Origin of the sequence: Bacillus cereus group sp. N31, from assembly GCF_016483245.1 — a bacterium.
GTDB classification, from domain to species: domain Bacteria; phylum Bacillota; class Bacilli; order Bacillales; family Bacillaceae_G; genus Bacillus_A; species Bacillus_A toyonensis.
Map to the genome: position 1 here is coordinate 13,333 of NZ_JAEHCH010000012.1, position 21,930 is coordinate 35,262.

Below are 21,930 nucleotides of genomic sequence, written 5' to 3' on the forward strand. Positions count from 1 at the left end.
TAATATTTAATATCTTCCTTATTACAAATCAAACTCAACGAAAGACTTTTGTAACATTTATGAAAGACTTTTGAAAGATATTGAATGTAAGATGGACTTCTAAATATCAATTTTAAAGTGAAAAGTTTCACAAAGTGAGGAGAACAAAATGAAAAAAAAATTTAAAACAACTGGTATTGGAAGAAAGGTAATCCCTGCGACAGCGGCATTAGGTATTCTTTTTTCTGTAGCTCCTATTGGAGAAAATAAGGCTAGCGCAGGGATAGGTGCAGTAGTAGATATAGGTATTACTGTATTAGGTGCTGTAGCAAACACTTATGAAGCACTTGGAATAAGCCCAGGGGATCGAGACCCAGGTACTCACATTGATGTATATGCAGAAAACGAAACTTACCAAGCTCCTAGTTTTAAATCTGGGGAATTTAATATTTCTATGTATCATACACAAGGTGATTTGAATTTTCTTAAACAAGTTAAAGTACGCTATCCAAATGGAAAAATTGAAATTCATCAACTAAAATCTGGACAGCAGCTTAAAATTACTGAAGCAGGTGCAATTATAGATTTAAACCCTAATGCAGCAAATGTTTCAGAACACGATCTTCTTTACATTACACAAGCACAATTAGACGAAGGAAAGACCGGAGTTGTGATAAATCAAGGCCAACATGCATTTGTAGAAAAAGCATCTGGTAAAAACCCAAGATTTCTTGGTCCACTTTACAAAAAATATTCCGGTGACTCCTTTGGCGATTGGACGGTGATTGCTAGAAATTCAGATTACCTATTTGATCAGATAGCAAATAAATTATCAGATGAACAAAAACGATTGATAACATTAACTTCAAAGCCAGTATCTAAAGATGTCCTTGACAACTATGTTAATATTGACCCTAAAGCTCGTGCAGATTTTTATGATCGATTATCTGATGTATTGGCGGAGCGTACTAACGTCCTAGAGACATCTATGGCACTGCCATTCATTACACTAAATGACGGTAAAGGTTATCAAATTATCCCTTATAAAAAAGGAACGAATAAAGTAATCGTAAAGACAGGTTCAAAATATCTTTCAGGAAAAGAAGGAAACGGACTTCAATATTCCGATTCGCTTGGCGATGATGAAGTGTTTGAACTTGTTCAGATAGGAAATTCTAACGATGGTAAATTTCAATTCCGTTTGAATAACAAAAATGGGGTAAGTCTGGCAGGTAATCAATATACTTCTCAATTTGGTACTGATTGGAGTTTCAAATCTGAAATTCGTTTCTCTGATAAAAGCAACAATGAAATTAACAATTGGTTAATAGAGTGGTATCCGGGTAAAGAAAATGAGAAACAAAATTATGACAAAATAGAGATTATATCTAATGAAAAGGACCCTACTAAATATAGTGCAAAAGATTCCTCTGGAAACGTGATAAAGAACAGTTGGATAAATCGAGGTACTGGTTATTCCTTTGCAGATGCTGAAGGAGTCATTTTGACAGGCTGGCAAGAAATTAAGGAGAAGACTTATTATTTCTCATCCCCTTATGGCTACATGGTTACTGGAGGAGGAAGTGACTCACTAATTGATGGGAAGTACTATAACTTCAATGACTCCGGTGTTCTGCAACGATCAGCATGGAGAGACCTATACTATTCTGATGCCTCTGGAGCGTTTGTTAAAGAAGGCTTGAAAGATATAGATGGGAAAATTTATTATTTCCAAAACTTCGTGCCAAATAAAAAAGAACTACGTTTAGAAGATCAAGATGTCATCCTTCACTTTTCCGACAAAGGTGTGCTGGAGAGAGTTTCTAATCTAAATGGGGAAGCTATAAACAACGCTGTTAATGTTAAGCTTGACAACAAAATATTAGCATTTAATCAAGATGGTTCGATTTTGAAAACAGGAATCAACAAAAATGCGAATACAATAGCATATTATAGTTTAGAAGATGGCGTTTCCTATACTGGTTGGAAAATGATAGACGGAAAAAGATACTATTTCACAAATGGTCTCAATGATACGTTCAATAATTATAAAAACATCGATGGAAAAAGATATTATTTCCATGAAGACGGCTCAGTTAACAAAGCAGGGTTCGAAAAAATAGATGGTAAGCTATACCACTTTGACAATAACGGCGTAGCACAAACGGGCTGGCAAACTATCGATAATAAATATTATTACTTCGATGAAAATGGCGCAGCTAAAACAGGATGGTTCCAAGTTGGTGGTGGATATAGACCTTGGCCTCTTGCATACGGATACCTTTGGTATTGTGCTAGAGAAGATGGTTCACTTTATTCAGACGGTTGGTTTAAAATCGGCGGTAAAGATTATCACTTTGACCAGTGGGGACATAAAATGTAAAGCAATAACATTAAAAATAACAAGGGAATGCTTGTATGCTGATGTGTACTGCATTCCTTTATAAAGTTGGTTAGCTGAAGTACCTGTATATGTTTTGAAGTTTGTGCATTAGAACAAATTAATGCTAGACATCCTCTAAAAGGTAGTATAATATGAAGTTTACTTCACGTGAAGTAAACTTCATATTAGGTTATATTAGGAGTGATTTGTTTGAAAAATAGATATAAAGAGCTTTATTTATGTTCGTTTGCAATTATTGCAATAGGTTTTATTGAAATAATTTTTGATCACACTGAAGCGAATTTTGCTGAGGGATTTTATTTAGGTAATTTAAAGATACTTACAGGAGTAATCTTGTTAATTTTCGCTTTAATTTCTCAATCTAAGTCTAATACTAATCGCAAACAATTAGAAAGAGAGCTATCAAAAGAATATGATGAGAGGGATGATTTAATAGAAGGAAAAGCTTCACAATTTACCATGAGTATTCTAATGATCATGATAATTCTCATGATGTTTCTTTCGAAATGGATTATAATTCCAATAAATGCTGGGCTATTTCTCATTATAATATGTTGCCTAATTACTAAAATGTTAGCTAAAAAATATTATAGTTGTTATTTTTAATTAGGAGATTTCTATGAAAAATATAGTAAAAGAGCTACGTTTAAAACATGGAATAACACAACAAGAATTAGCTGATAAAGTATTTGTATCTTCAAGAACGATTATTTCGTTAGAAAAGCAAAAGTATAATCCATCCGTTTTACTAGCATATAGAATATCTGCTGTTTTCAACCTATCAATTGAAGAAGTTTTTATATTTGAAGAAGATGACTAATAGTAGCATACAAATAAATTTCCAAGGAACATTCAAACAATATAGCAAAATACAAATAATAAATATAATTATGAAAAAATTATTATTTGTATAATAAATGGAGGTAAATATAATGGCCTTAAAATTATTCGGTATCGTATTTGGAATGGTATTAATCTTATGGGGAGTTTATAGAATGAAAAAAGATGATGCATTCGTAGGAAAAACCCAAACAAGAAAGAACCTTTTCAATTTGTTGATTCTTGGAGAGGCTTCTGGATTAGGACAATTTTTAGGTGGGCTTCTGCTTGTTATTTTAGGAATCGTAGCACTTATTATTAAATAATATGCAAACAAAAAAATTAGTTTTAAAAAATAGGGTTCCCATATGTGGGCATATCCTTTCAACAGATAAATTTACTGTCGATGGTTCATGGTAGGAAACATGTGGTCAACAAACATTACAGACGTAACAGACGTAACACCCGTATCAGGATGTAATGAGGTTTCATCCCTATTCATTCTTAATCCCCCCACTAAATACTAAGCTAGTTCTATTCTTATGAGTAAATATATATATAAATACCATCAATAAAAATTAATGATAATGATAAATCTCATATACATGTAAAATTAACCTACCTTATTATTATCAGTAATCAAAGGAAGTCTACTCCTTATACACAAATAGATAAGGAGTGGGCTTACTTTTCTTCTGAAGTTTTCCTTAATGTATCCCTAGTTGATAGTGATGTGGTGAGTCCCTATATAACGAAGAATGAATGTAAATAATATAAATTCCCCAACATAGATAATATATTGGGGGGATTTATATTAAATCATTTTATAAAAAGTTTAATCCTTTTCTACTTATATTGCTATACTATTGGACTCTTTTCTTTAATAAGTCTAATAGTCAACGTGGGGAATTCAAATGCTCATAAATAATACTTAGCTAACTGTTCACCCGAAGATGATAATTCAGTTTCAATAAATATAAATCTATACCTAATATTAAGAGTGCTGATCCTAAATTGGGTTGTTTAAAGATAGAAAAAAATGGTAGCTAAAAAAATAAAAGTTTTCCGCTACCATTCCAGCTAGTTTTAGCTTATTCTTGTCGTAACGCAAAAAAACGCGCTGTTACAAGTATTGTTCCTAATTTAAGAAATTCAGTTGGCTGGACCCCAAAGATCCATGATTGAGCAGTATTTACCACTTTTCCTTTCCACAAAACCATAATTAATAAAAAAGTTCCCCTAACCAATAATACAAATGGTGAAAAACTAACTAAAACTAATAATCTAAATACGTAATGCTTAAAAATACAGACACCTTTAGGTGTTTTTTTATATTTCACTTACTATATGCGCATGAATTACATCATGAAAACAGACCTGCACATTTAATCGGACAAAAAATTATTTGAATGTTATGATTATTGACGTTTCTGACCAAATAGTCGATAAGTTAGCAAAATAAAAGTATGTTAAAAGTTATAATTACTTTTTCAGAATTAATGGGAATTCCGATGTTAATTCACTTCAAGCTGTATATTCTTTAAAAGACCCATTATTCATGGATGCATTTAAAGAAGAAAATAAATCAGGTCTAGATTTCGAAGTATTTAAGCTAGATGCACAGGGCGAGTCATATAAACAAATGAATGGTCCAATTAAAAATATTGCTTCTACGTCTCAAATAATTATCTATATTGTATTGATTACGAGCGCTATTACCCTAGGATTAATCATTATGTTATCGATTAAGGGGATCTTAAGGACATGGGCATCTTTTTATCAATGGGAAAAAAGAAATGGAAACTCATAGCAGACTTAGTAGTAGAGGTGGTTTGCATTGCAGTATTAGCATTGGAATTATTAACCGCTACAGGCTCTAGAGTCTCTTAGTTTATAGGAGATAATTTACTTTCTAGAGAAATTGCCAAGCCAGTGAAGAAAAACAAGGATCCCAAAACAATGCAGTTATGGTTGACGTGAATGGTAAAACTCAAAATTACCAAGAAGAACCTAGTGATAAGGTTGATATAAGTATAAAAAATGGTGTTAATCGGAATGATGATTGCTATACTGGTGACTATTAATTCCAGCACAAATCCAAGGAGAATCCTTTTAAAAGATGAATAAAGAGACTGGACATGGTGACAATTTTATAATTTAAAAACTTAAATTATTCTTATGAAAGTAGCGGAAAAAATTAAGAATACTGGATAATATGAAATTTTCATTTTCAAACAAGAAATTTCTATATAATTTTAGGGGAATCTGGATCTGTTAAAATCACAACACTTAGTTTAAGTTGTGGGCTAGATACATCTAAACATGGTTGCGTACTGTATAAAGGTAAGGATATTTGCAAATTGGTTTGAATCAATATAGTAATCAAAATGTATCGGTCATTTTCCAATCTAATAATTTGATTACCTATATGACTGCTCTACAAAATTCCTGATGAAGTTCTAGAGTTTATGCAATTATGCATATTTTTATTTTTTATTTCAATGATAATAAAATTCCATATATAATTAAAAGGTTTTTAATTGAGTTTATTCGGGGAAGAAATTTTGAAGAAAGTCAAAGGACTTATAAATACCAATTGTTATTTTATTAAAGTTATTATTATATACAGATATAATAGATGAATGTTTGTTATATCAATTCTTTTCTATGAAACCTTTTCATAGAGGTTATCATATCAAGTTTTTTATTTTTATTCTTAATATTTTGTTTTTTCGATTATTTTTTTTATATTTATCTTAATATAAGATGTTTACAATCCTCAAAAAAAGTTATAAAATGTAAAATGTAATTTTGAGACTAATTAAAATCTTATTTTAATTGGGTGTATTTTAATTATTTTAATCTTTCGGGTAAGAATCTAATTTTAAGTGTATTATTAAACAAAAACGATAAAATTTGTTAATTTAGGGTGATAAATATGGATTTAAATTATGTATTTTCGGAAAGTTTAGAAATGGCTAACCGCTCTACAGTTACAATGCTAGGAAGTGTAGACGAAGGGAAATTTCCAAATATAAAAGCGGTACTTAAACTCGAGTCACAAGGAATAAAGAAATTTTGGTTTAACACAAATACATCATCCAAAAGGATACAGCAATATAAAGATAATCCTAAGGCGTGCTTGTATTTCTTAGAGAGTGAAAAATATGTAGGATTAATGCTCATAGGGAATATGGAGATTATAAAGGATAGAGAATTAAAGGCTAAGCTATGGAGAAGTAGTTTTGAAGAGTATTATCCAATGGGGATAGATGACCCAGAATACTCGATTTTATGTTTCACTTCACTAAAAGGGAAATATTACGATGGAACGAAAAATATAGATTTTTCTTTTGACATTTAAAACGCATACATTGATATAAATGGAAGTAAAATTGTAAGAGGGAGTTAATGAATATGCCTTAAAATTATTTTAGCTTAATATAAAATAAATTAGATTTAAAGTTGTTACTTAGCAGATCAGAGGTATATTGTACTTAAAAATAACTTTAGTTAGAATAGGGGCTTTTGGTCAATACTTGAGGTTTATAAACTCATCGTGTATTAGTTAGATTTTTGGAAATGAAGTTGTTTATAAGTCTTCGTCAAGTTTATGAAACTGAATATTTTTGTAATTAATTTTATTCGCAAAAAACGTTAGGAGGGAATCATAATCCATACATCATGATTAAAAAAATATTGAATAATAATTCTATTAAAATATATATTTGGCTTTTATCATTTGTTAAACCTTATTTCTTACAGCTAATAACATTGATTTTTTGCAGTATATTTATAGCAGGTGTAGAATTATCGATTCCAATTTTTATACAAAAAATAATTGATACATCTATAGTGAATAAGAATGTTAAGGAATTACAAACGCTAATTATATTGATAACTATTTTAGTCATTTTAATGTTTGCTAGCATTCTTATTAGGAATTTATTACAGAAAATTATTCAAGAAAAAACTTTTCGTGACTTGCAAAGTAATATGTTTTGTAAGCTTAGGGTACTAGGCGTTTCGTATTTTGAATCTCATCCCGTTGGGGAGACTTTGAATTTTTTTAATTCTGAAATTTCTGCGGTTAGGCAAATATATTCAGATTTTCCAAACATAATTAAAGAGATTATTATGGTTTGTATTTCAATCTTAATTATTATAATGATACATCCAATTTTAGGATTAATAATAATTCCTTGTTTCTCCTTATATTATTTAGTAGGGCCAAGTTTAGATAAAAAAAATTTAGTCTTAAGCAAGAAAGCTAGAATATCTAGAATGGAATATTCGAAAAAAATATATGAGAGTATTTCAGGTTTAATAGAGGTTAGATCAAATTCTGCAGAAAAATGGGATATGGAACGTGTTGTTGAACGACAAAGTATTTTTCATAAAGTTTTTTTAAAGCAGTATTTTTATGCTGTTTTAAAAGGAGTGTTTCGAAGAATATCAAGTAATTTAGGTGTAATTGTTTTATTTATATATGGTTCTATACTTATAAAAAGGGGAGAACTTAGCCTGGGTTCTTTTGTTGGACTTCTGTTTCTTTATACAATAATCATTAAAGGAATAGTGAACTTAGTCAATATGACAACTTATCAAAAGGTGATAATCTCACATGCTGAAAATATTTATGAGTTTATGATGCAATCCCCTAGAATAATAGAAATGAATACCAATGTTAGAAAGGAGGGAATTAAAGGGGATATTGTCTTTCATAATATTAGCTTTGGATACACAGAACATTTGAAAATACTCTCAAAATTCAACTTGAATATTAAATCAGGTCAGAAGGTAGGAATAGTAGGTACAAGTGGTGGCGGAAAGTCTACTTTATTGAAGCTTATTTGTCGCTTTTACGACCCGGATATAGGAGAGATATCAATAGGTGGTATTCCAATAAAAAATATACCTCTAGAGCAATTAAGACAAGAAATAGGTTTTGTGTTTCAAGAAAATCTGTTATTTGGAGGTTCTTTAAAAGAAAATATCAGATTCGGGAATCTTCAAGCAACTGATGAGGAAATATTCGAAGCTGCTAAGGCAGCGTATATACATGATTATATAATTTCTTTACCAGATGGTTATGACACGGTTATTGGTGAAAGAGGGGACGGGTTATCTGCCGGGCAAAAACAAAGAATATCGTTAGCACGCATGATATTAAAAAATCCATCCATCATTCTTTTAGATGAGGCAACATCAGCGTTAGACAATATTTCAGAGTATAAGGTACAAAAAGCCTTAGATGTTTTAACATCAAATAAAACAATTATTGCAGTAGCACATCGCTTAAGCACTATTCAACACTTCGATTATATTTTTGTAATGGATCAAGGAAAAATCGTTGAATCAGGAACGTATGATTGTTTAATCCAACAACAGGGCTTATTCTATAGAATTGCTCAAGGGAAGGAGAGAAAATTTGACTAATAAAAATTGGCTATTTAAATGGATAGTTAGTATCAAGTGGACTTTCTGGGCAAGTGTAATACTTATATCAATCGAACTTGTTGTTGGACTAGGGTATATCTGGATTCAAAAATTTATAATTGATAATATGTTTGCAAATAATAAATATAATAATTTATACATATATATCGGTATATATATAATATTGATACTTTTATTTAACTTGTTATTTTTATTCAACGCATATCACCGGAAAAAGAATGAATTATTAATACAACGGAATTTAGTTTCTGAAATTTTTGAATGTTTGGGTAAAATTTCGTATGATTTCTTACAAAAAAAACGAACTGGACAACTTGTGCAAAATCTAACTGAAGATGTGCAACAGATAGCTGTTGTAATTTCTAAAGAAATCCCTCAGGGTATACAGGAAATATTAGCAGTTATTATCTTTGGGATTTTTTTGTGGAGTGCTAGCCCATTAATATTACTATTCATTATTATAGTAAGTATTCTATACATATTCATAGGGAACTACTTTGGTCCGAAAATTAAGAAAACAGCTAAAGAGACACAAGAAATGAAATCGAATTTATTAGTTCATGTGGAAGAATGCATTTCATTAACAAGAGAAATAATTAGCTATAATCGTCAAGATTGGGAGATGCGCAGATATACTCATATTTTTAATTCATACTTTTCTAAATTAATGAAGGGAAACTTTCTTGAAAATAAACAAATCTTAATAACTGAACCATTAAGATGGAGTATTAATTTAGTGATATTAGGGTATGGAGCTTATTTAGTAATTTTAGGTGAGTTATCTTTAGGGACTTTTGTAGTAATAATTCATTTCTCAACTGATATGATGGATGCTATTATTCGGGTCTATACGTTTATTGTCGGATTGAATAAAAGTTATGCCAATATTGAACGAATTAGAGAAGTACTCGAAGGTAGTAAATTATGTGAAGGAAGTTTATCTATACCTCACAATATAGATAGTTTGTGTTTTTCAAATGTTTCCTTGGATTATTCGGATCAGGAAAAATTAATTTTAAAAGATATATCCATTGACCTACCAATTGGTAAGAAAATAGCATTTGTGGGGATGAGCGGAAGTGGAAAATCCACTTTGGTGAATCTGTTAATGAAAATAAGAGAACCGAGTATTGGGAAAATATATGTAAATAACCTTCCATTAGAACATATTAGTAGGGAAGAATGGGTGAGTAGAATTGGAGTAGTATTTCAAGAGCCATACTTTTTTTCTGATACTGTAATTAGTAATTTAACATTAGGAAAACAAGTTAGAGGTGATTTAGTACATAATATTTTGAAAGAGCTGGAGGTTGAAGAGTTTGTTGAAAGACTTCCTAAAGGTTATCAAACTTATATAGGGGATAGAGGAATTACACTTTCAGGTGGTCAAAAGCAAAGATTAGCATTAGCAAGAGCGATATTATTAGATAGAGAAATTCTTATCCTAGATGAGGCAACTTCTGCCCTTGATTTAGAAACAGAAAGAAAAGTACAGAAGTACATTGATGAATTAAGGAAAAACAAAACAACTATCATAATTGCCCATCGTTTAGCGACAGTTTTAAACTCAGACATTATATTTGTTATGGATAAAGGTAAAATTGTAGAATCAGGTACTCATGAAGAACTAATGGATAAAAATTCTTTTTACAAAGATCTGATAAAGAAAAAACATGGAAGTGGGTGTCTGAAATGACATACAACTTTGAAGCTTATTTAGATATGCCAGCTAATATAAATAAAAAAATAAAATTGGACCATATAATTAATAAGGTAAAACTAATTGATTTTTTTGAGTTAAATGGATCATTAGTTTATTACAAACATGATGCGTTGGATCCATGGATATTAGCAGATAAAATATTACACTTGAGTAATAAACATACGCCAATTATTGCATTACAGCCATATACTATGGAACCAATTACAGCAGCTAAAATGATATACACAATTACTCAATTACATAATAGAAAAGTAAACATAAATATGATATCTGGTGGTTTACATAAAGATTTAGAAAAATCAGGGAACGAATTAAGTCGTGAAGAAAGATATAAAAGAATATGTGAGTATAGTTATTTATTAAAAGCCTTTCTTTCTTCGAATGACCCTATAACATTTAGAGGTGATTTTTATAATTATAGAAAAATTAACATTTATTCAGAATTAAAGACAAACCTTATTCCACACATATTTATATCAGAAAATAACATGTCAGAAGTAGGCTTACAAGCAGCAGCTAAATATGGCGATATATTTTTAACCAATCCACTACCAGTTACAGATTTTAGGAGGGAGGTGATGAAATGTTCAAAATTTATACCTAATGAGTTTGGAATCAGGCTCGGAATTGTGACAAGGCCGGATGGTACAGATGCGAAATTGGATGCCAAAAAGAATAAAGACTTAAATTTTCGTTATAGGGAGATATTAAAATATCAAATGTATAATTCTTATGGAAAAGATCAAGTTTATTATCCTATTTCAAATGAATATGGCGACTGTCCACTTCTTGTAGGAAGTTATAAAGAAGTTTCAAATTACTTGAAAGAGTACTGGGATATAGGAGTAAAAACTATTATTCTTTCACAGCTAAATAATGAAGAAGACATTAAACATGTTTCAACTATTCTTCAAAAACTAAAAGATAACAAATCCCAAAAACCACATATTAAAAGGAGGTAATATTTTGCGTAATTGGAAAGCTATTGTAGCAATGGGAGAAAATCGAGTTATTGGTATTAATAATACTTTGCCTTGGGATATACCTGAGGAAAAAGAATGGTTTCGAACAAAAACATCAAAGCAATTGCTAGTTTTAGGGCGTAAAACATTTGAATCAATTACATTTAGAAATCCAGAGTCGAAATATTTGGTATTAAGTAAAAGTGAGAAAAATAGTGAACACGATTCTAACGTACAGTTTATTAATAGTATTAATAAACTAGATTCAATTAATACAAGTAAAGAAGTTTGGATATGTGGTGGTGAAGAAATTTATCGACAAACTCTAACTAATTGTAGTGAGTTATACCTAACGACAATTAAGCAATCCTTTGATGGAGATTGCTATTTTCCTGATTATAAGGAAGATTTCATATTCAATGAAATTATTTTTGAAAATGAACATTTTATTATAGAAAAATATATTAATAAAAATGGAGTGAATAGTGTTGAATTCAATAGTTAAAAGCAGATATAAAAATGAATATGAGGCAAATGAGTCTTTGGAGGCATACTTACATGGAGCAAAATATGGTGTAGTTGGACATATTACAATGTATCCATTTAGTAATTCAAGTTTAGACTATGATCCAATTAATATGCTAGATAAAAAATTGGTTCACATTACCCCTGTTGGAATGTATATTCATTGGCCATTTTGTTATTTGCCATATGGAATAGAAAAATGTGATTTTTGTATGTGTAATACAAAAAATGATGGGGAATCAGTTGCATTACGGAAACAATATTTTCAGGCTATTCTTAATGAAATACGAATGTATGCATCATTGTTAAAAGGGCAATCTGTAGAATGGGTGTATATGGGTGGAGGAACACCACTTACAATGACAAGCTCTGAACTAGATGAATTATTTACTACTATGTACTCACAAAGAGTAATTAATAATGAAACATATATATCTATAGAATCACGTCCAGAAGTCGTAACTAGAAAGAAAATAGAAGTGCTTAAGAAGCATAATGTTAGTAGAGTAAGTATGGGTGTGGAATCTTTTCATGAGGAAACGGTAGTTGCAATGGGAAGAGTTAGAAGAGGAATGGATTATTATAAAGTTGTAAAAAAAGCAGTAGATCTATTAAGAGAAATAGGAATCCCATATTTTAATTTAGATTTTATTTATAGTCATCCTAAAGATGAATTTGATATAGTTTTAGATTCAATAAAAAAAGCATTAGATTTTGCACCTGACAGTTTAGCGATATATCCTCTTGGTTTACCATATAAGCTGACTCCTATTGAAAAGGAAATATTAGCTAATGGAAATATAAAAAGCTTGGATTTTAGATTAGAGTGTTTTACAGCAATAAATAATCTTTTGATGAAAAACGGTTATTCAATGGTTTCAGATTCCATTTGGTCAAATTGTGATATGTATTCTCATAAAAGCTTTACTGATAAAAAAATGGGAATTCCAAATTTTTGGAATCAAACGTGTACTGTTCAGCATGGAATTTGGTTGCCTGTTGGGGTAGGGGGAATTGGATTCATTGAAGGAACTGGTGTAATCCAAAATATAAATAATATTCCGCAATACATTGAAATGGTGAATAATAAAAAATTAGGAATCTGCAAGGGTCCGATTACAAAAAAAGAGGAACTTATGAGGGGAGAAATTATCATTTCATTATTACATCGAGTTATTGATATAGAGAATTTTATTAGTCATTTTGGTATTCATCCTGTTGAAGCATTTGAAATAGAGTTCAAACTTCTGGAGCAGAAAAATCTCATAGAATTAAATGAGAAAGAAATCAAATTAACAAGTAAAGCAATCCCCTTAGCACAAGGAATTGCAAGATTTTTTATTAGTATAGCGGAAGAAGAAAAATTTAGAAAGTCAGAATCAAATCGTGTTGATTATAAAATATATAATATTAGTTATAATGGGTTAGCTTAAAATTCATTATTTATAAGTGACTGATACATTATAAATAAATATTATTATTAATTATTGAGAATTTAAAAAAGTTTAATTAAGGATGGAGATATACTCGTATGGATTCAATACTTACTACTAATAGTATGAAATTTACAAATGACATGACCATTGATAAGGTGTTTGAGCAAACTGTAGAAAAATACCCTAATTCCATTGCGATAAAATCTAAGAATAAAAGTTATAATTACGAGACAATTAATATTCTAGCAAATCAATTAGCACATTTTATAAAGAAAAAAGGTATTAAACCTGAAGATAAAATTGGAATATTATTAGATAGATCCGTTGAACTAGGTATTTCTATCTTAGCTGTATTAAAGGTAGGTTGTACATGTGTACTAATAGATTCTGAATTACCTAAAGAGAGAGTGAAAAACTTCATTTTAGAAGCAGATCTAAAAGCTATTATTAGTGATAATCCTTGGATTTCAATGGTAAGTTTTTTCGAGGGGAATAAAATTATATGTAATTTAGATTATGCTTTTCCTTATGGCGAATTAAAGAGTAATTTAAATATAGAGATAGATATTCATGATCCTGCATTTATATTCTTCACATCTGGTTCTTCTGGTAAACCAAAGGGAGTAATCATTACACATGGGGCTATTATAAATGATACTCACCCAGAAGTTGCACAGCCTGCATTAGATGCAAATGATACTTTCTTAATGACTAGTCCAGTAGGATCTACTAGAATTACAGGAGAATTATTTTATCCATGGTTTGCAGGTACAAAAATAATCATATTACCAGATGAAAATAGTAAAAATATAAAAAAATTAATACAAATAATTTACGAAGAGAACATTACAGTGATTTTTATTGTTCCTACTATGCTCAGAACATTATTAAACGATGAAGATGTTATGAAGTGTAAATGCTTAAAGTTTGTACATTCCCTTGGAGAAAAACTTCCAAAATCATTAAGAGACAAATTTAGAGAAATACTAGATGCTCAATTAATAAATATTTATGGACAAACAGAGGCAGGAATATGTACTATGCATTTTTGTGATACAAATTCTCAGGAATCCTATGTTACATCAGGTAAGCCAGTGATTAATAGATGTATATATATTTTAGATGATAATTTGCAACCAGTTAAAAATGGTGATGTAGGAAATATATATATAGGTGGTAGTTATCTTGCTACGGGTTATTTAAATGACGTTATGTTAACTACAGAACGTTTTGTTAAGGATACAATATCCCTCTCCTCAACAGCTATTATGTATAAAACAGGCGATGTAGGAAGAATAAATTCAAAAAGTAATTTGGAGTATTTAGGTAGAGATGATCAAATAGTAAAGGTGTCGGGTAATAGGGTCAGTCTTTTAGAGATTGAGGCAATATTATTATCTTATGATTTTGTACAAGATGCTGTAGTAAAAGTAACTGAAAATAATTTTAGTGAGACTATGTTAGTTGCAGTGATAGAAACGGACCTACCGGAGCAATTAAAAAACACTAATTGGAGAAAACGTTTAGAAGCTAAAATACCAACGTATATGATTCCAAATAAATTTATTTTTGTAAAAGAATTTCCTAAGCTTCAAAGCGGCAAAGTTGATCATCAAAATATTTTGGAAAAGATAATAAAAAATAATCAAGATATAAATGAAAAACAAAAAATGACAATAATGGAGAATAAAATAGCTGAACTCTGGTGTGAAATACTACAGATACCCCAAAATGGAATAAAATTAGAAGATAAATTTTTAGAATTAGGTGGGAATTCAATATTAAGTGTTAAGTGTATAGCTGAAATAGAAAAGAAATTCCAAAATAAGATAGAATTTAATGTATTTTATAATGCTACTTTAAAAGAGTTAGCTAATATAATTCAAGAATTCTAATATGAATATCTTGAGAGGTGATGTCTAATGCGGTCTATAATACACGATTTTATTTTAAATTATGGTATGAATCAAAATTCTAAATATGGGATTACATGTTATTTTGCAGCCGCAAAAGATATAATGACCTATTATAATACTAATTCAGTGACAATAACTGAATCAGAAATTTATCTTCTATTGAATGGTTCTAATATTAAATATTGCGAAAATACAAATTTTTTCGGGTATGATTTTGAAGACCCAGAAAATTTGATTCTATTAAACGACCATTTGAAATATATCTCTGGACATGAAAAAAATATAGTAGAAATTATAGAAGAGTACATCAAAAAAGGGAATCCCCTTATTTGTTTTGTAGAATCAAACTATTTGCAATATCATCCAATTTTTTCTGAAAGTAATAATGATGTTCATGCAATCATTTTATATGGGATAGATCAAATAAAGGATAAATGCTATGTATTAGACTCGCATATAAGAATTGATCCCTATAAAACTGAGACTTTTATAGGTGAATATTCACTTAGTAATATTCTTAGGGGACTACAATGTCTATGGGTATTAAAAAATTTAGAAACTAATATCTCATGTAATAAGATAGTAGAATTAATAGCAGAAAGATTAGCTATATATCTTAATCAACAAGATAAAGAAGCGAATACATTTTATGGAAATAGGGCTCTTGGGGAATATATTAAAAATCAAAGTGAGTTAATGGAAATTTCAGAAGTAAACGTATGGGAGCAAAAATCTCAAATTTTAAGTTACGATTTAAAGTTTAAGGCTTCATGCCAGATGATAGAGTACTTAGTAGATATAAATGCAAAAGTAAAGGGATTATTAACACCGTATATACCAGACCTAATTTTATTAAAAGAAGACTGGTATAGAGTTTCTAATCTACTACTATTGGCTAGTTATCAATCTAATAGTAGTAGATTTTCACTAGCTCTACAGAGAGCGAATGATTTGGTAAAAAAAGAAAGATATATATTCAATAAGGTTTTAAAGGGTATATCAATACCATATCTTTAAGCGAATAAAAATTCATTTATCGATTATCCCGTTTTACATGAGGAAAATAGAATTAAAAATACTTTAGATAAAAAAGTATTTAAAAGAATTTTATAAAGAGAAAGGATGGTTGTAGTGTTAAAAGAAAAAATTATAAAGGTGCTTGCACAAACTTTAAGATTAGATATAAATGTAATAGAAAAATATGGAGAAAATGAAAATTTGACTTCACTTTTGGTAAAGTCAATAACGACTATACAGTTAATTATTAAACTTGAAGAAGAATTTGATATTGAAATTGCAGAGGAGGACTTAAATTTAGAAAATTTCGATACAATAAATAAAATAAATACTTTACTGGAAGGAAAGTATTTATTAGCTAGTAAAAAAGCATAACCTTTTTAATAAACTCAATTTTAATTCATAGCAACTAATAAATAGGATGAATTTAATGAATAAAAATATTTTTCACAATAAGTTAGTATGTCCGAATTGTTTTGGAAATTTAAATTTTAATTATACGGAAATTTTATGTAAAAACTGTATGTATGAATATGAAATTTTAGAGGAGATTCCTATTTTATTAACAGAAGATCACTCTGTATTTAAAAAAAACTTTTTCGTAACAAATAAAAAACAAATAAAAGATATGTATAGGGATTTATCTGATTATAATCATGATGATTATAAAAATAGATTTTCTGTTTTTATAAATTACGGCTATATAAATGAAGAGGCTACCCAAAATACCAGAATAAAAACCGAAAAATTATTGATAAATAAAAAATATATTCGATTATTAGTAGAGGTAATTGGTGAAAATAACTTGGATAATAAAAGTATTTTAGAAATTGGTTGTGGCAGAGGTGGAAATCTTGATACTTTAAGTAATTACTTTAACTCTACTGAATTAAATGGATTAGATTTAAGTTATGATAACATCAAATTTTGTAAGACACGATATGATAAAAAAAATATATCGTTTGTAGTAGGAGATGCAGAAGATATTCCTTTCAGAGATGATTCTGTAGACGTAGTTTTAAATATTGAATCTGCATTACATTACCCTAATATAGAAAAATTTTACAAAAATGTGTATCGAATCTTGAATGCTGAAGGAATCTTTTTATATGCAGATATTATTTCGAACCAAGAAATCTTTCAACGTGAAAAAATGTTAAGGGACGTTGGTTTTTCAATTAATCGAAAACAGAATATTACTCCTCAAGTTCTATTGTCGTTAAGTGAAGAGTTAAAAAATAATTTAATGGATGAACTAAAATTAAAGGAACTAAATGAATTTCAGCATCACCAAACTTATACAAAGATGAAACAGGGAGAAATGGTTTATGTAATATATAATTTATTAAAAACTAGTTGATAAATTATAATTAATTATATAAATAATATTTTTTTTGAGTATAATTTAATAAATTTGTGGTGGGAATATTGAAAAACTTCAAAGTATATTGGGTCACAATTCCGGACCTAGTAAACGAGAAGATAATAGAAAAGGAATTGTATCTATTAGATTCTAAAGAATTAGAGAAATACTATAGTTATAAATTTATAGATAAGAAGCTTGAATTTTTAACCGGGCGTATTTTAGTAAAAAAGATATTAAGTACAAGATTAAAAGTTTCTCCAATGGACGTTATTTTATTAGAAGATAAATATGGAAAATTATTCGTAGAAAATGCATGTGAACTATCAGTGTATTTTAATATATCTCATGCTAATAAAATTGTTACATGTGTAGTTTCATCTCATCGTTATACAGGAATTGATGTAGAGATTTTGGAAGATGCTCCATTAGAAATAATGTCTAAAGTATATCTTCCAAAAGAAATAGAGTTTATAAATTCACATGAGCATTTAGTTGATCGGAAAATAGCGTTTTATTTAATTTGGACTCGAAAAGAAGCTTTCATGAAAGCTAATGGTTTAGGATTTTATATGTCTCCCCGATCTTTTAACGTTGCATATGATTGGGGAGTTGGAATTAAATCAGATTGTGCTTATTTCACATATAGGTTGCCTCCTAACCACTTATGTTCAGTTGCCTTAAATCAAGTGAGTAATCAAGAAATATTGAACTCAATTGAAAAGGTAGATTTTAACGAACTATATCCTAAATTCTAAAGGCTTTATAGCATAGGAGATTTAGTTATAAAAATTATTATATAAGTTATCTATTAGCTATATTCTAGAATAATTATTGGAGGAACGTCTGTATGGAACACAAAGCATTATTGGTTGATTTAAATGAATATTTCAATAATAAAGGGGTTGCTTGGGAAACTCTCAATATAAATGCCTCGTTAGAGCACACTGGATTTAGTCTTCCAGGTGAATTGCTTCCTAATGATCAAAAAGTTATATTAAACGGAATTCCTTTTAAGTTTCCAAAAACGGATAGCAAATCTTATGATCATATAGCTTGTGAAGAACAAATGATTATTATAGAAAGCAAAGAAAAGTATAGAGAATTAAATATATTAGGATTTTCAACGAGAGGTAATTATTCTCATAACTTGCTTGTTAAATATAAGGATAAAAAAATGGGTGAAAAGATTCAGTTTGGTTTGTCAGGTTGGACAGCGCTAGCTAGATATGGACAGCTATTTTTTAATGAATCAATTGGAATAACTATACCTTTTCATAGAAATAAAGGTATAAAAAATGAGTATTTATCTGGGATATGGATTCAGACCATATATTTAAATTCAGCATACTTATTAGAAAGTATTCAGCTCCCGGATAATCCATATATGCATGTTTTTGGGATAACGTTATGTAAATAACAAGTTAATTCTAGGCTACAAGATCTAACTGGAAATAAAAAATGTCAGAAAAAATTTATTACAGAATTAGTCCTACATAAGGAATACATATTTTTAGAATTATAGGAGGGTTTATATGACTACCCAGAATTTACACAATAAATTAATAATGCAAAGGGCTCAGGAGATGGGGATGGATTGCAATATATTAAGTCCAGGATGCGAGGATTTTCTAGAATTATCTTATAAAGGAAAATCAATTATTATTAATAAGACAAGATCACATAAATTACCATTTATGGCAGGTTTAATATCTAAGAATAAGGATGTATCAAATATTTTATTAGATAGAGCGGGTTTACCTATTCCAAAATATATAGTATTAACAGAAATTGATGATCGAGCTCTTGCATTTTTAAATGAAAATAAAATGGTAGTTGTAAAACCTTGGGATACGAATCGTAGTTTAGGTATAACAATTGGAATTGAAACTGAAATAGAATTAAAGCAGGCTATTGATGTAGCTAAACTTTATAGTGATAAAATAATGATTCAGAAATATGTAGAGGGTTTTGACTACCGTGTACTAGTTATTGATGGAGAAGTAGTTGCTGTGCAGGAATATCGACCACCAATGGTCATAGGTGATGGTAATTCAACTATAAAACAACTAATTAACCAATTAAATGATGATCCCCTTAGACGCCAGAAAAAAGAAGATTTGAGACCATTGAAAAAAATAGATGCTGAATCTGATTTACTAATGTTTAATTTAGAAAAACAAGGGAAAAAAATTAGCGATATCTTGGGGGAAAATGAGAAAGTATGGTTGTTTTTAAATGGTAATGTTCTTATTGGGGGTAAAAGCTTTGATCGTACGGATGAAATTTGTATTTTTAATAAAGAACTTGCTATAAATGCTGCAAAAACATTAGGTATAGATGTAGCTGGAATTGATATTAGATGTAAAAACATTGGAATCCCAATTTATGAACAAGATGCAGGAATACTAGAAGTAAACGTTTTACCAGATTTAATTGATCATTATATCCCATATCATGGACAATCAAGGGATGTATTTGGTGCTTACTTAAAATATTTATTTGAGGATTGTTAATTGCAATATTTTATGGATAAGAGGTGAGGGATATGGAAGAGATAATAGTATTGAAAAAACCAATTATCTATTCTTCAAAAAAGTATATTATAAATTGCATTGATTCTTTGATTTGTTCTTTTATAAATTCTCATGGATATCCGCATTATTGGCTATTCTCTGATCTAGGGTTTTACTACTATTCTCATGAGGATTTTAGAATTGATGAAAAATATTTGGAATCATTAGTGGAAAAAAATTTAAAGGATTTATATAAAGTAAATATGAATGAGTATGAAAATGTGGATTTAGCAGAAAAAATCACAGAAACAATAGTACGTAAAAAAATGCCCTTGTTCCTATTAATTGATGTTTTTAATGTCCCTTGGAGTCCTTTCTATCAAAAAGTACATCATGTTCATTTTATTGCAGTAACTAATATTAATATTTTAAAAAAAGAGGTTTTTGTATATGATTTGCGTCCTAAAGGCTATGCTGATTGGTATTCATTCGATGAGTTAGAAATAGCTTTTAAGTTAGGAGGGCAGCAGTGTTTTAAATTATCCACCCCAAAATTTGACTATAATATGGAAATGCTAAAATATAAACTTGAATCCTGTTATCAAAAAATAATTGGTGAGAAAAACTTAGTTTTTTCATCTGGAATTTTTGGATACGAGAAATTTTTAGAAGATATAAAGGCTATGGATAATGATTGTATTAATTATATAGAATTGTGGTGGGAGTTATTACAAAAAGTGATATATAATAGAGAACACTTTTTAGAGTTTATATTGTATTTAAACCTAGATAATGACTCCATATTATATGGGAAATTAGACAAAGAATTTATTTTGAATGTAGAAGAAACTAATAATATGTTTTACTCATTTCGGAATAGTATTATGAAATCTAGCATGAAAGGCAACTTTAATATTGAAGCTAATATAAAAAAATTGAGTACAATTATTGAGGCGGAGAAAAAGAATGCTAATTATATTAAGGACTTAATAACTAAAATCTATTAAATAAATTTTAATATTTTTGCAGCTGTTTTTTCTAGATATAAGCTTAATTGAGTGGATTTTTATAACATTCACAGTATATACTCTTAAACTACGAAGAATAAGAGATTAAAGTCATGGACTGAAATAGATGTATATAAAGCGCAAATTTTGATTTTTAACTAAGTGAATAACTTGTATTACATTTCAACATAATTAATATTCGAAATGTGTAGAGAATTTTTTATTTATATAAAGTAATAGAGCGGTGAGTGAATAATGAAGACCTTACTAATTGATATGGACTCAGTAATATGTGATCTTATGGCAGAATGGCATAAACGATATAACAATGATTATAATGATAGCCTAAGTGTGGAAAATTTAAAATGTTGGTGTTCTGAAAAATATGTAAAACCTGAGTGTGGAGAAAAAATATATGATTATCTTGATCAGCCTGGATTATTTTTATCATTAAAGCCACTCCCAAATGCAGTTGAAGTTCTAAAACGTTTACATCAAAAATATGAAATTTTAATTGTATCGAGTAGCAGAACATATGCTTATACTGAAAAGGAAAAGTGGATTAAGACCTATCTCCCTTTTATAGGTATAAAGAATTTAATCTTTTCTCATAGGAAAGAGATGATATGTGGTGATTTGTTATTTGATGATGCTCCTCATAACTTAAAAGCATTTAAAGCAACCAATAGATTAGCAATTGCAATGGATTATCCTTACAATAAAAACATAAATGTACCCAGAGTAAAAAATTGGCTGGAATTTGAACAAATATTATTAAATCTATAAGTAAAATCCAAAACAAG

19 protein-coding genes and 3 pseudogenes are annotated in these 21,930 nt (G+C 29.1%); 21 read left to right on the top strand and 1 reads right to left on the bottom strand.

Annotation, left to right across the window (positions count from 1 at the left end; genetic code table 11):
- Positions 1-148 precede the first annotated feature (148 nt).
- From JDS81_RS15990 to JDS81_RS16005, 4 genes are all read left to right on the top strand, one after another.
- Positions 149-2,362, top strand: a complete 2,214-nt coding sequence (locus JDS81_RS15990) for an N-acetylmuramoyl-L-alanine amidase family protein (protein WP_199688523.1) — start codon at positions 149-151, stop codon at positions 2,360-2,362.
- A gap of 210 nt (positions 2,363-2,572) precedes the next feature.
- Positions 2,573-2,989: a DUF2178 domain-containing protein gene (locus tag JDS81_RS15995; protein ID WP_070174281.1), complete on the top strand. Its 417-nt coding sequence runs from the start codon at positions 2,573-2,575 to the stop codon at positions 2,987-2,989.
- A 13-nt stretch (positions 2,990-3,002) separates the two neighbouring features.
- A complete protein-coding gene (locus JDS81_RS16000) occupies positions 3,003-3,203 on the top strand; it encodes a helix-turn-helix transcriptional regulator (RefSeq protein WP_000790480.1) in 201 nt (66 codons plus the stop codon).
- Positions 3,204-3,315: 112 nt separating this feature from the next.
- A complete protein-coding gene (locus JDS81_RS16005) occupies positions 3,316-3,528 on the top strand; it encodes a hypothetical protein (protein ID WP_070174282.1) in 213 nt (70 codons plus the stop codon).
- Between the two features lie 657 nt (positions 3,529-4,185).
- On the opposite strand, the pseudogene JDS81_RS16010 reads toward JDS81_RS16005, so the two are convergent.
- A pseudogene (locus JDS81_RS16010) lies at positions 4,186-4,452 on the bottom strand (FtsW/RodA/SpoVE family cell cycle protein); the annotation flags it as partial.
- A 266-nt stretch (positions 4,453-4,718) separates the two neighbouring features.
- Here JDS81_RS16010 and JDS81_RS30440 point away from each other — a divergent pair.
- The 17 genes and pseudogenes from JDS81_RS30440 to JDS81_RS16090 form a co-directional block, all read left to right on the top strand.
- Positions 4,719-5,329, top strand: a pseudogene (locus JDS81_RS30440) (ABC transporter permease family protein); the annotation flags it as partial.
- Positions 5,330-5,358: 29 nt separating this feature from the next.
- Positions 5,359-5,648 (top strand): annotated as a pseudogene (locus JDS81_RS30445) (ATP-binding cassette domain-containing protein); the annotation flags it as partial.
- Between the two features lie 492 nt (positions 5,649-6,140).
- Positions 6,141-6,566 (top strand): pyridoxamine 5'-phosphate oxidase family protein, encoded by a 426-nt coding sequence (locus JDS81_RS16020; protein WP_199688525.1) that lies wholly within the window; start codon positions 6,141-6,143, stop codon positions 6,564-6,566.
- 320 nt (positions 6,567-6,886) lie between these two features.
- Entirely contained in the window at positions 6,887-8,641 is a 1,755-nt protein-coding gene (locus JDS81_RS16025; RefSeq protein ID WP_199688526.1) for an ABC transporter ATP-binding protein, read from the top strand.
- Positions 8,634-10,358, top strand: coding sequence for an ABC transporter ATP-binding protein (locus JDS81_RS16030; protein ID WP_199688527.1), 1,725 nt, complete (start codon positions 8,634-8,636; stop codon positions 10,356-10,358). Before JDS81_RS16025 ends, JDS81_RS16030 begins: the two co-directional genes overlap by 8 nt.
- Positions 10,355-11,347 carry an LLM class flavin-dependent oxidoreductase gene (locus tag JDS81_RS16035; RefSeq protein WP_199688528.1) on the top strand — a complete coding sequence of 331 codons (993 nt, stop codon included), beginning with the start codon at positions 10,355-10,357 and terminating at the stop codon, positions 11,345-11,347. The genes JDS81_RS16030 and JDS81_RS16035 overlap by 4 nt, the downstream gene beginning before the upstream one ends.
- 4 nt (positions 11,348-11,351) lie before the next feature.
- A complete protein-coding gene (locus tag JDS81_RS16040; RefSeq protein WP_199688529.1) occupies positions 11,352-11,852 on the top strand; it encodes a dihydrofolate reductase in 501 nt (166 codons plus the stop codon).
- The gene (locus JDS81_RS16045) at positions 11,836-13,305 is read left to right on the top strand and encodes a coproporphyrinogen-III oxidase family protein (protein WP_199688530.1); all 1,470 of its coding nucleotides are present in this window, start codon (positions 11,836-11,838) and stop codon (positions 13,303-13,305) included. Before JDS81_RS16040 ends, JDS81_RS16045 begins: the two co-directional genes overlap by 17 nt.
- Before the next feature lie 98 nt (positions 13,306-13,403).
- Entirely contained in the window at positions 13,404-15,203 is a 1,800-nt protein-coding gene (locus tag JDS81_RS16050) for a non-ribosomal peptide synthetase (RefSeq protein ID WP_199688531.1), read from the top strand.
- A gap of 27 nt (positions 15,204-15,230) precedes the next feature.
- Entirely contained in the window at positions 15,231-16,241 is a 1,011-nt protein-coding gene (locus JDS81_RS16055) for a hypothetical protein (RefSeq protein ID WP_199688532.1), read from the top strand.
- Between the two features lie 114 nt (positions 16,242-16,355).
- Positions 16,356-16,616 (top strand): phosphopantetheine-binding protein, encoded by a 261-nt coding sequence (locus JDS81_RS16060; RefSeq protein WP_199688533.1) that lies wholly within the window; start codon positions 16,356-16,358, stop codon positions 16,614-16,616.
- A 55-nt stretch (positions 16,617-16,671) separates the two neighbouring features.
- On the top strand, positions 16,672-17,601 hold the full coding sequence (locus JDS81_RS16065) for a class I SAM-dependent methyltransferase (RefSeq protein WP_199688534.1): 930 nt from the start codon (positions 16,672-16,674) through the stop codon (positions 17,599-17,601).
- Positions 17,602-17,669: 68 nt separating this feature from the next.
- Complete coding sequence (locus JDS81_RS16070) at positions 17,670-18,362, top strand: 4'-phosphopantetheinyl transferase family protein (protein ID WP_199688535.1); 693 nt, start codon at positions 17,670-17,672, stop codon at positions 18,360-18,362.
- Positions 18,363-18,454: 92 nt separating this feature from the next.
- Positions 18,455-19,024, top strand: a complete 570-nt coding sequence (locus JDS81_RS16075) for a hypothetical protein (RefSeq protein ID WP_199688536.1) — start codon at positions 18,455-18,457, stop codon at positions 19,022-19,024.
- A 115-nt stretch (positions 19,025-19,139) separates the two neighbouring features.
- Entirely contained in the window at positions 19,140-20,120 is a 981-nt protein-coding gene (locus tag JDS81_RS16080) for an ATP-grasp domain-containing protein (protein ID WP_199688537.1), read from the top strand.
- A 32-nt stretch (positions 20,121-20,152) separates the two neighbouring features.
- Positions 20,153-21,127 (top strand): hypothetical protein, encoded by a 975-nt coding sequence (locus JDS81_RS16085; RefSeq protein ID WP_199688538.1) that lies wholly within the window; start codon positions 20,153-20,155, stop codon positions 21,125-21,127.
- A 255-nt stretch (positions 21,128-21,382) separates the two neighbouring features.
- Complete coding sequence (locus tag JDS81_RS16090) at positions 21,383-21,913, top strand: 5' nucleotidase, NT5C type (protein WP_199688539.1); 531 nt, start codon at positions 21,383-21,385, stop codon at positions 21,911-21,913.
- The last annotated feature ends 17 nt before the right edge of the window (positions 21,914-21,930 follow it).

Excerpts from the sequence above, each read along its gene's own strand:
- JDS81_RS15990 (WP_199688523.1), top strand. The coding sequence starts at position 149 with ATGAAAAAAAAATTTAAAACAACTGGTATTGGAAGAAAGGTAATCCCT.
- JDS81_RS16000 (WP_000790480.1), top strand. The coding sequence starts at position 3,003 with ATGAAAAATATAGTAAAAGAGCTACGTTTAAAACATGGAATAACACAA.
- JDS81_RS16005 (WP_070174282.1), top strand. The coding sequence starts at position 3,316 with ATGGCCTTAAAATTATTCGGTATCGTATTTGGAATGGTATTAATCTTA.
- JDS81_RS16020 (WP_199688525.1), top strand. The coding sequence starts at position 6,141 with ATGGATTTAAATTATGTATTTTCGGAAAGTTTAGAAATGGCTAACCGC.
- JDS81_RS16025 (WP_199688526.1), top strand. The coding sequence starts at position 6,887 with ATGATTAAAAAAATATTGAATAATAATTCTATTAAAATATATATTTGG.
- JDS81_RS16035 (WP_199688528.1), top strand. The coding sequence starts at position 10,355 with ATGACATACAACTTTGAAGCTTATTTAGATATGCCAGCTAATATAAAT.
- JDS81_RS16050 (WP_199688531.1), top strand. The coding sequence starts at position 13,404 with ATGGATTCAATACTTACTACTAATAGTATGAAATTTACAAATGACATG.
- JDS81_RS16055 (WP_199688532.1), top strand. The coding sequence starts at position 15,231 with ATGCGGTCTATAATACACGATTTTATTTTAAATTATGGTATGAATCAA.
- JDS81_RS16065 (WP_199688534.1), top strand. The coding sequence starts at position 16,672 with ATGAATAAAAATATTTTTCACAATAAGTTAGTATGTCCGAATTGTTTT.
- JDS81_RS16075 (WP_199688536.1), top strand. The coding sequence starts at position 18,455 with ATGGAACACAAAGCATTATTGGTTGATTTAAATGAATATTTCAATAAT.
- JDS81_RS16080 (WP_199688537.1), top strand. The coding sequence starts at position 19,140 with ATGACTACCCAGAATTTACACAATAAATTAATAATGCAAAGGGCTCAG.
- JDS81_RS16085 (WP_199688538.1), top strand. The coding sequence starts at position 20,153 with ATGGAAGAGATAATAGTATTGAAAAAACCAATTATCTATTCTTCAAAA.
- JDS81_RS16090 (WP_199688539.1), top strand. The coding sequence starts at position 21,383 with ATGAAGACCTTACTAATTGATATGGACTCAGTAATATGTGATCTTATG.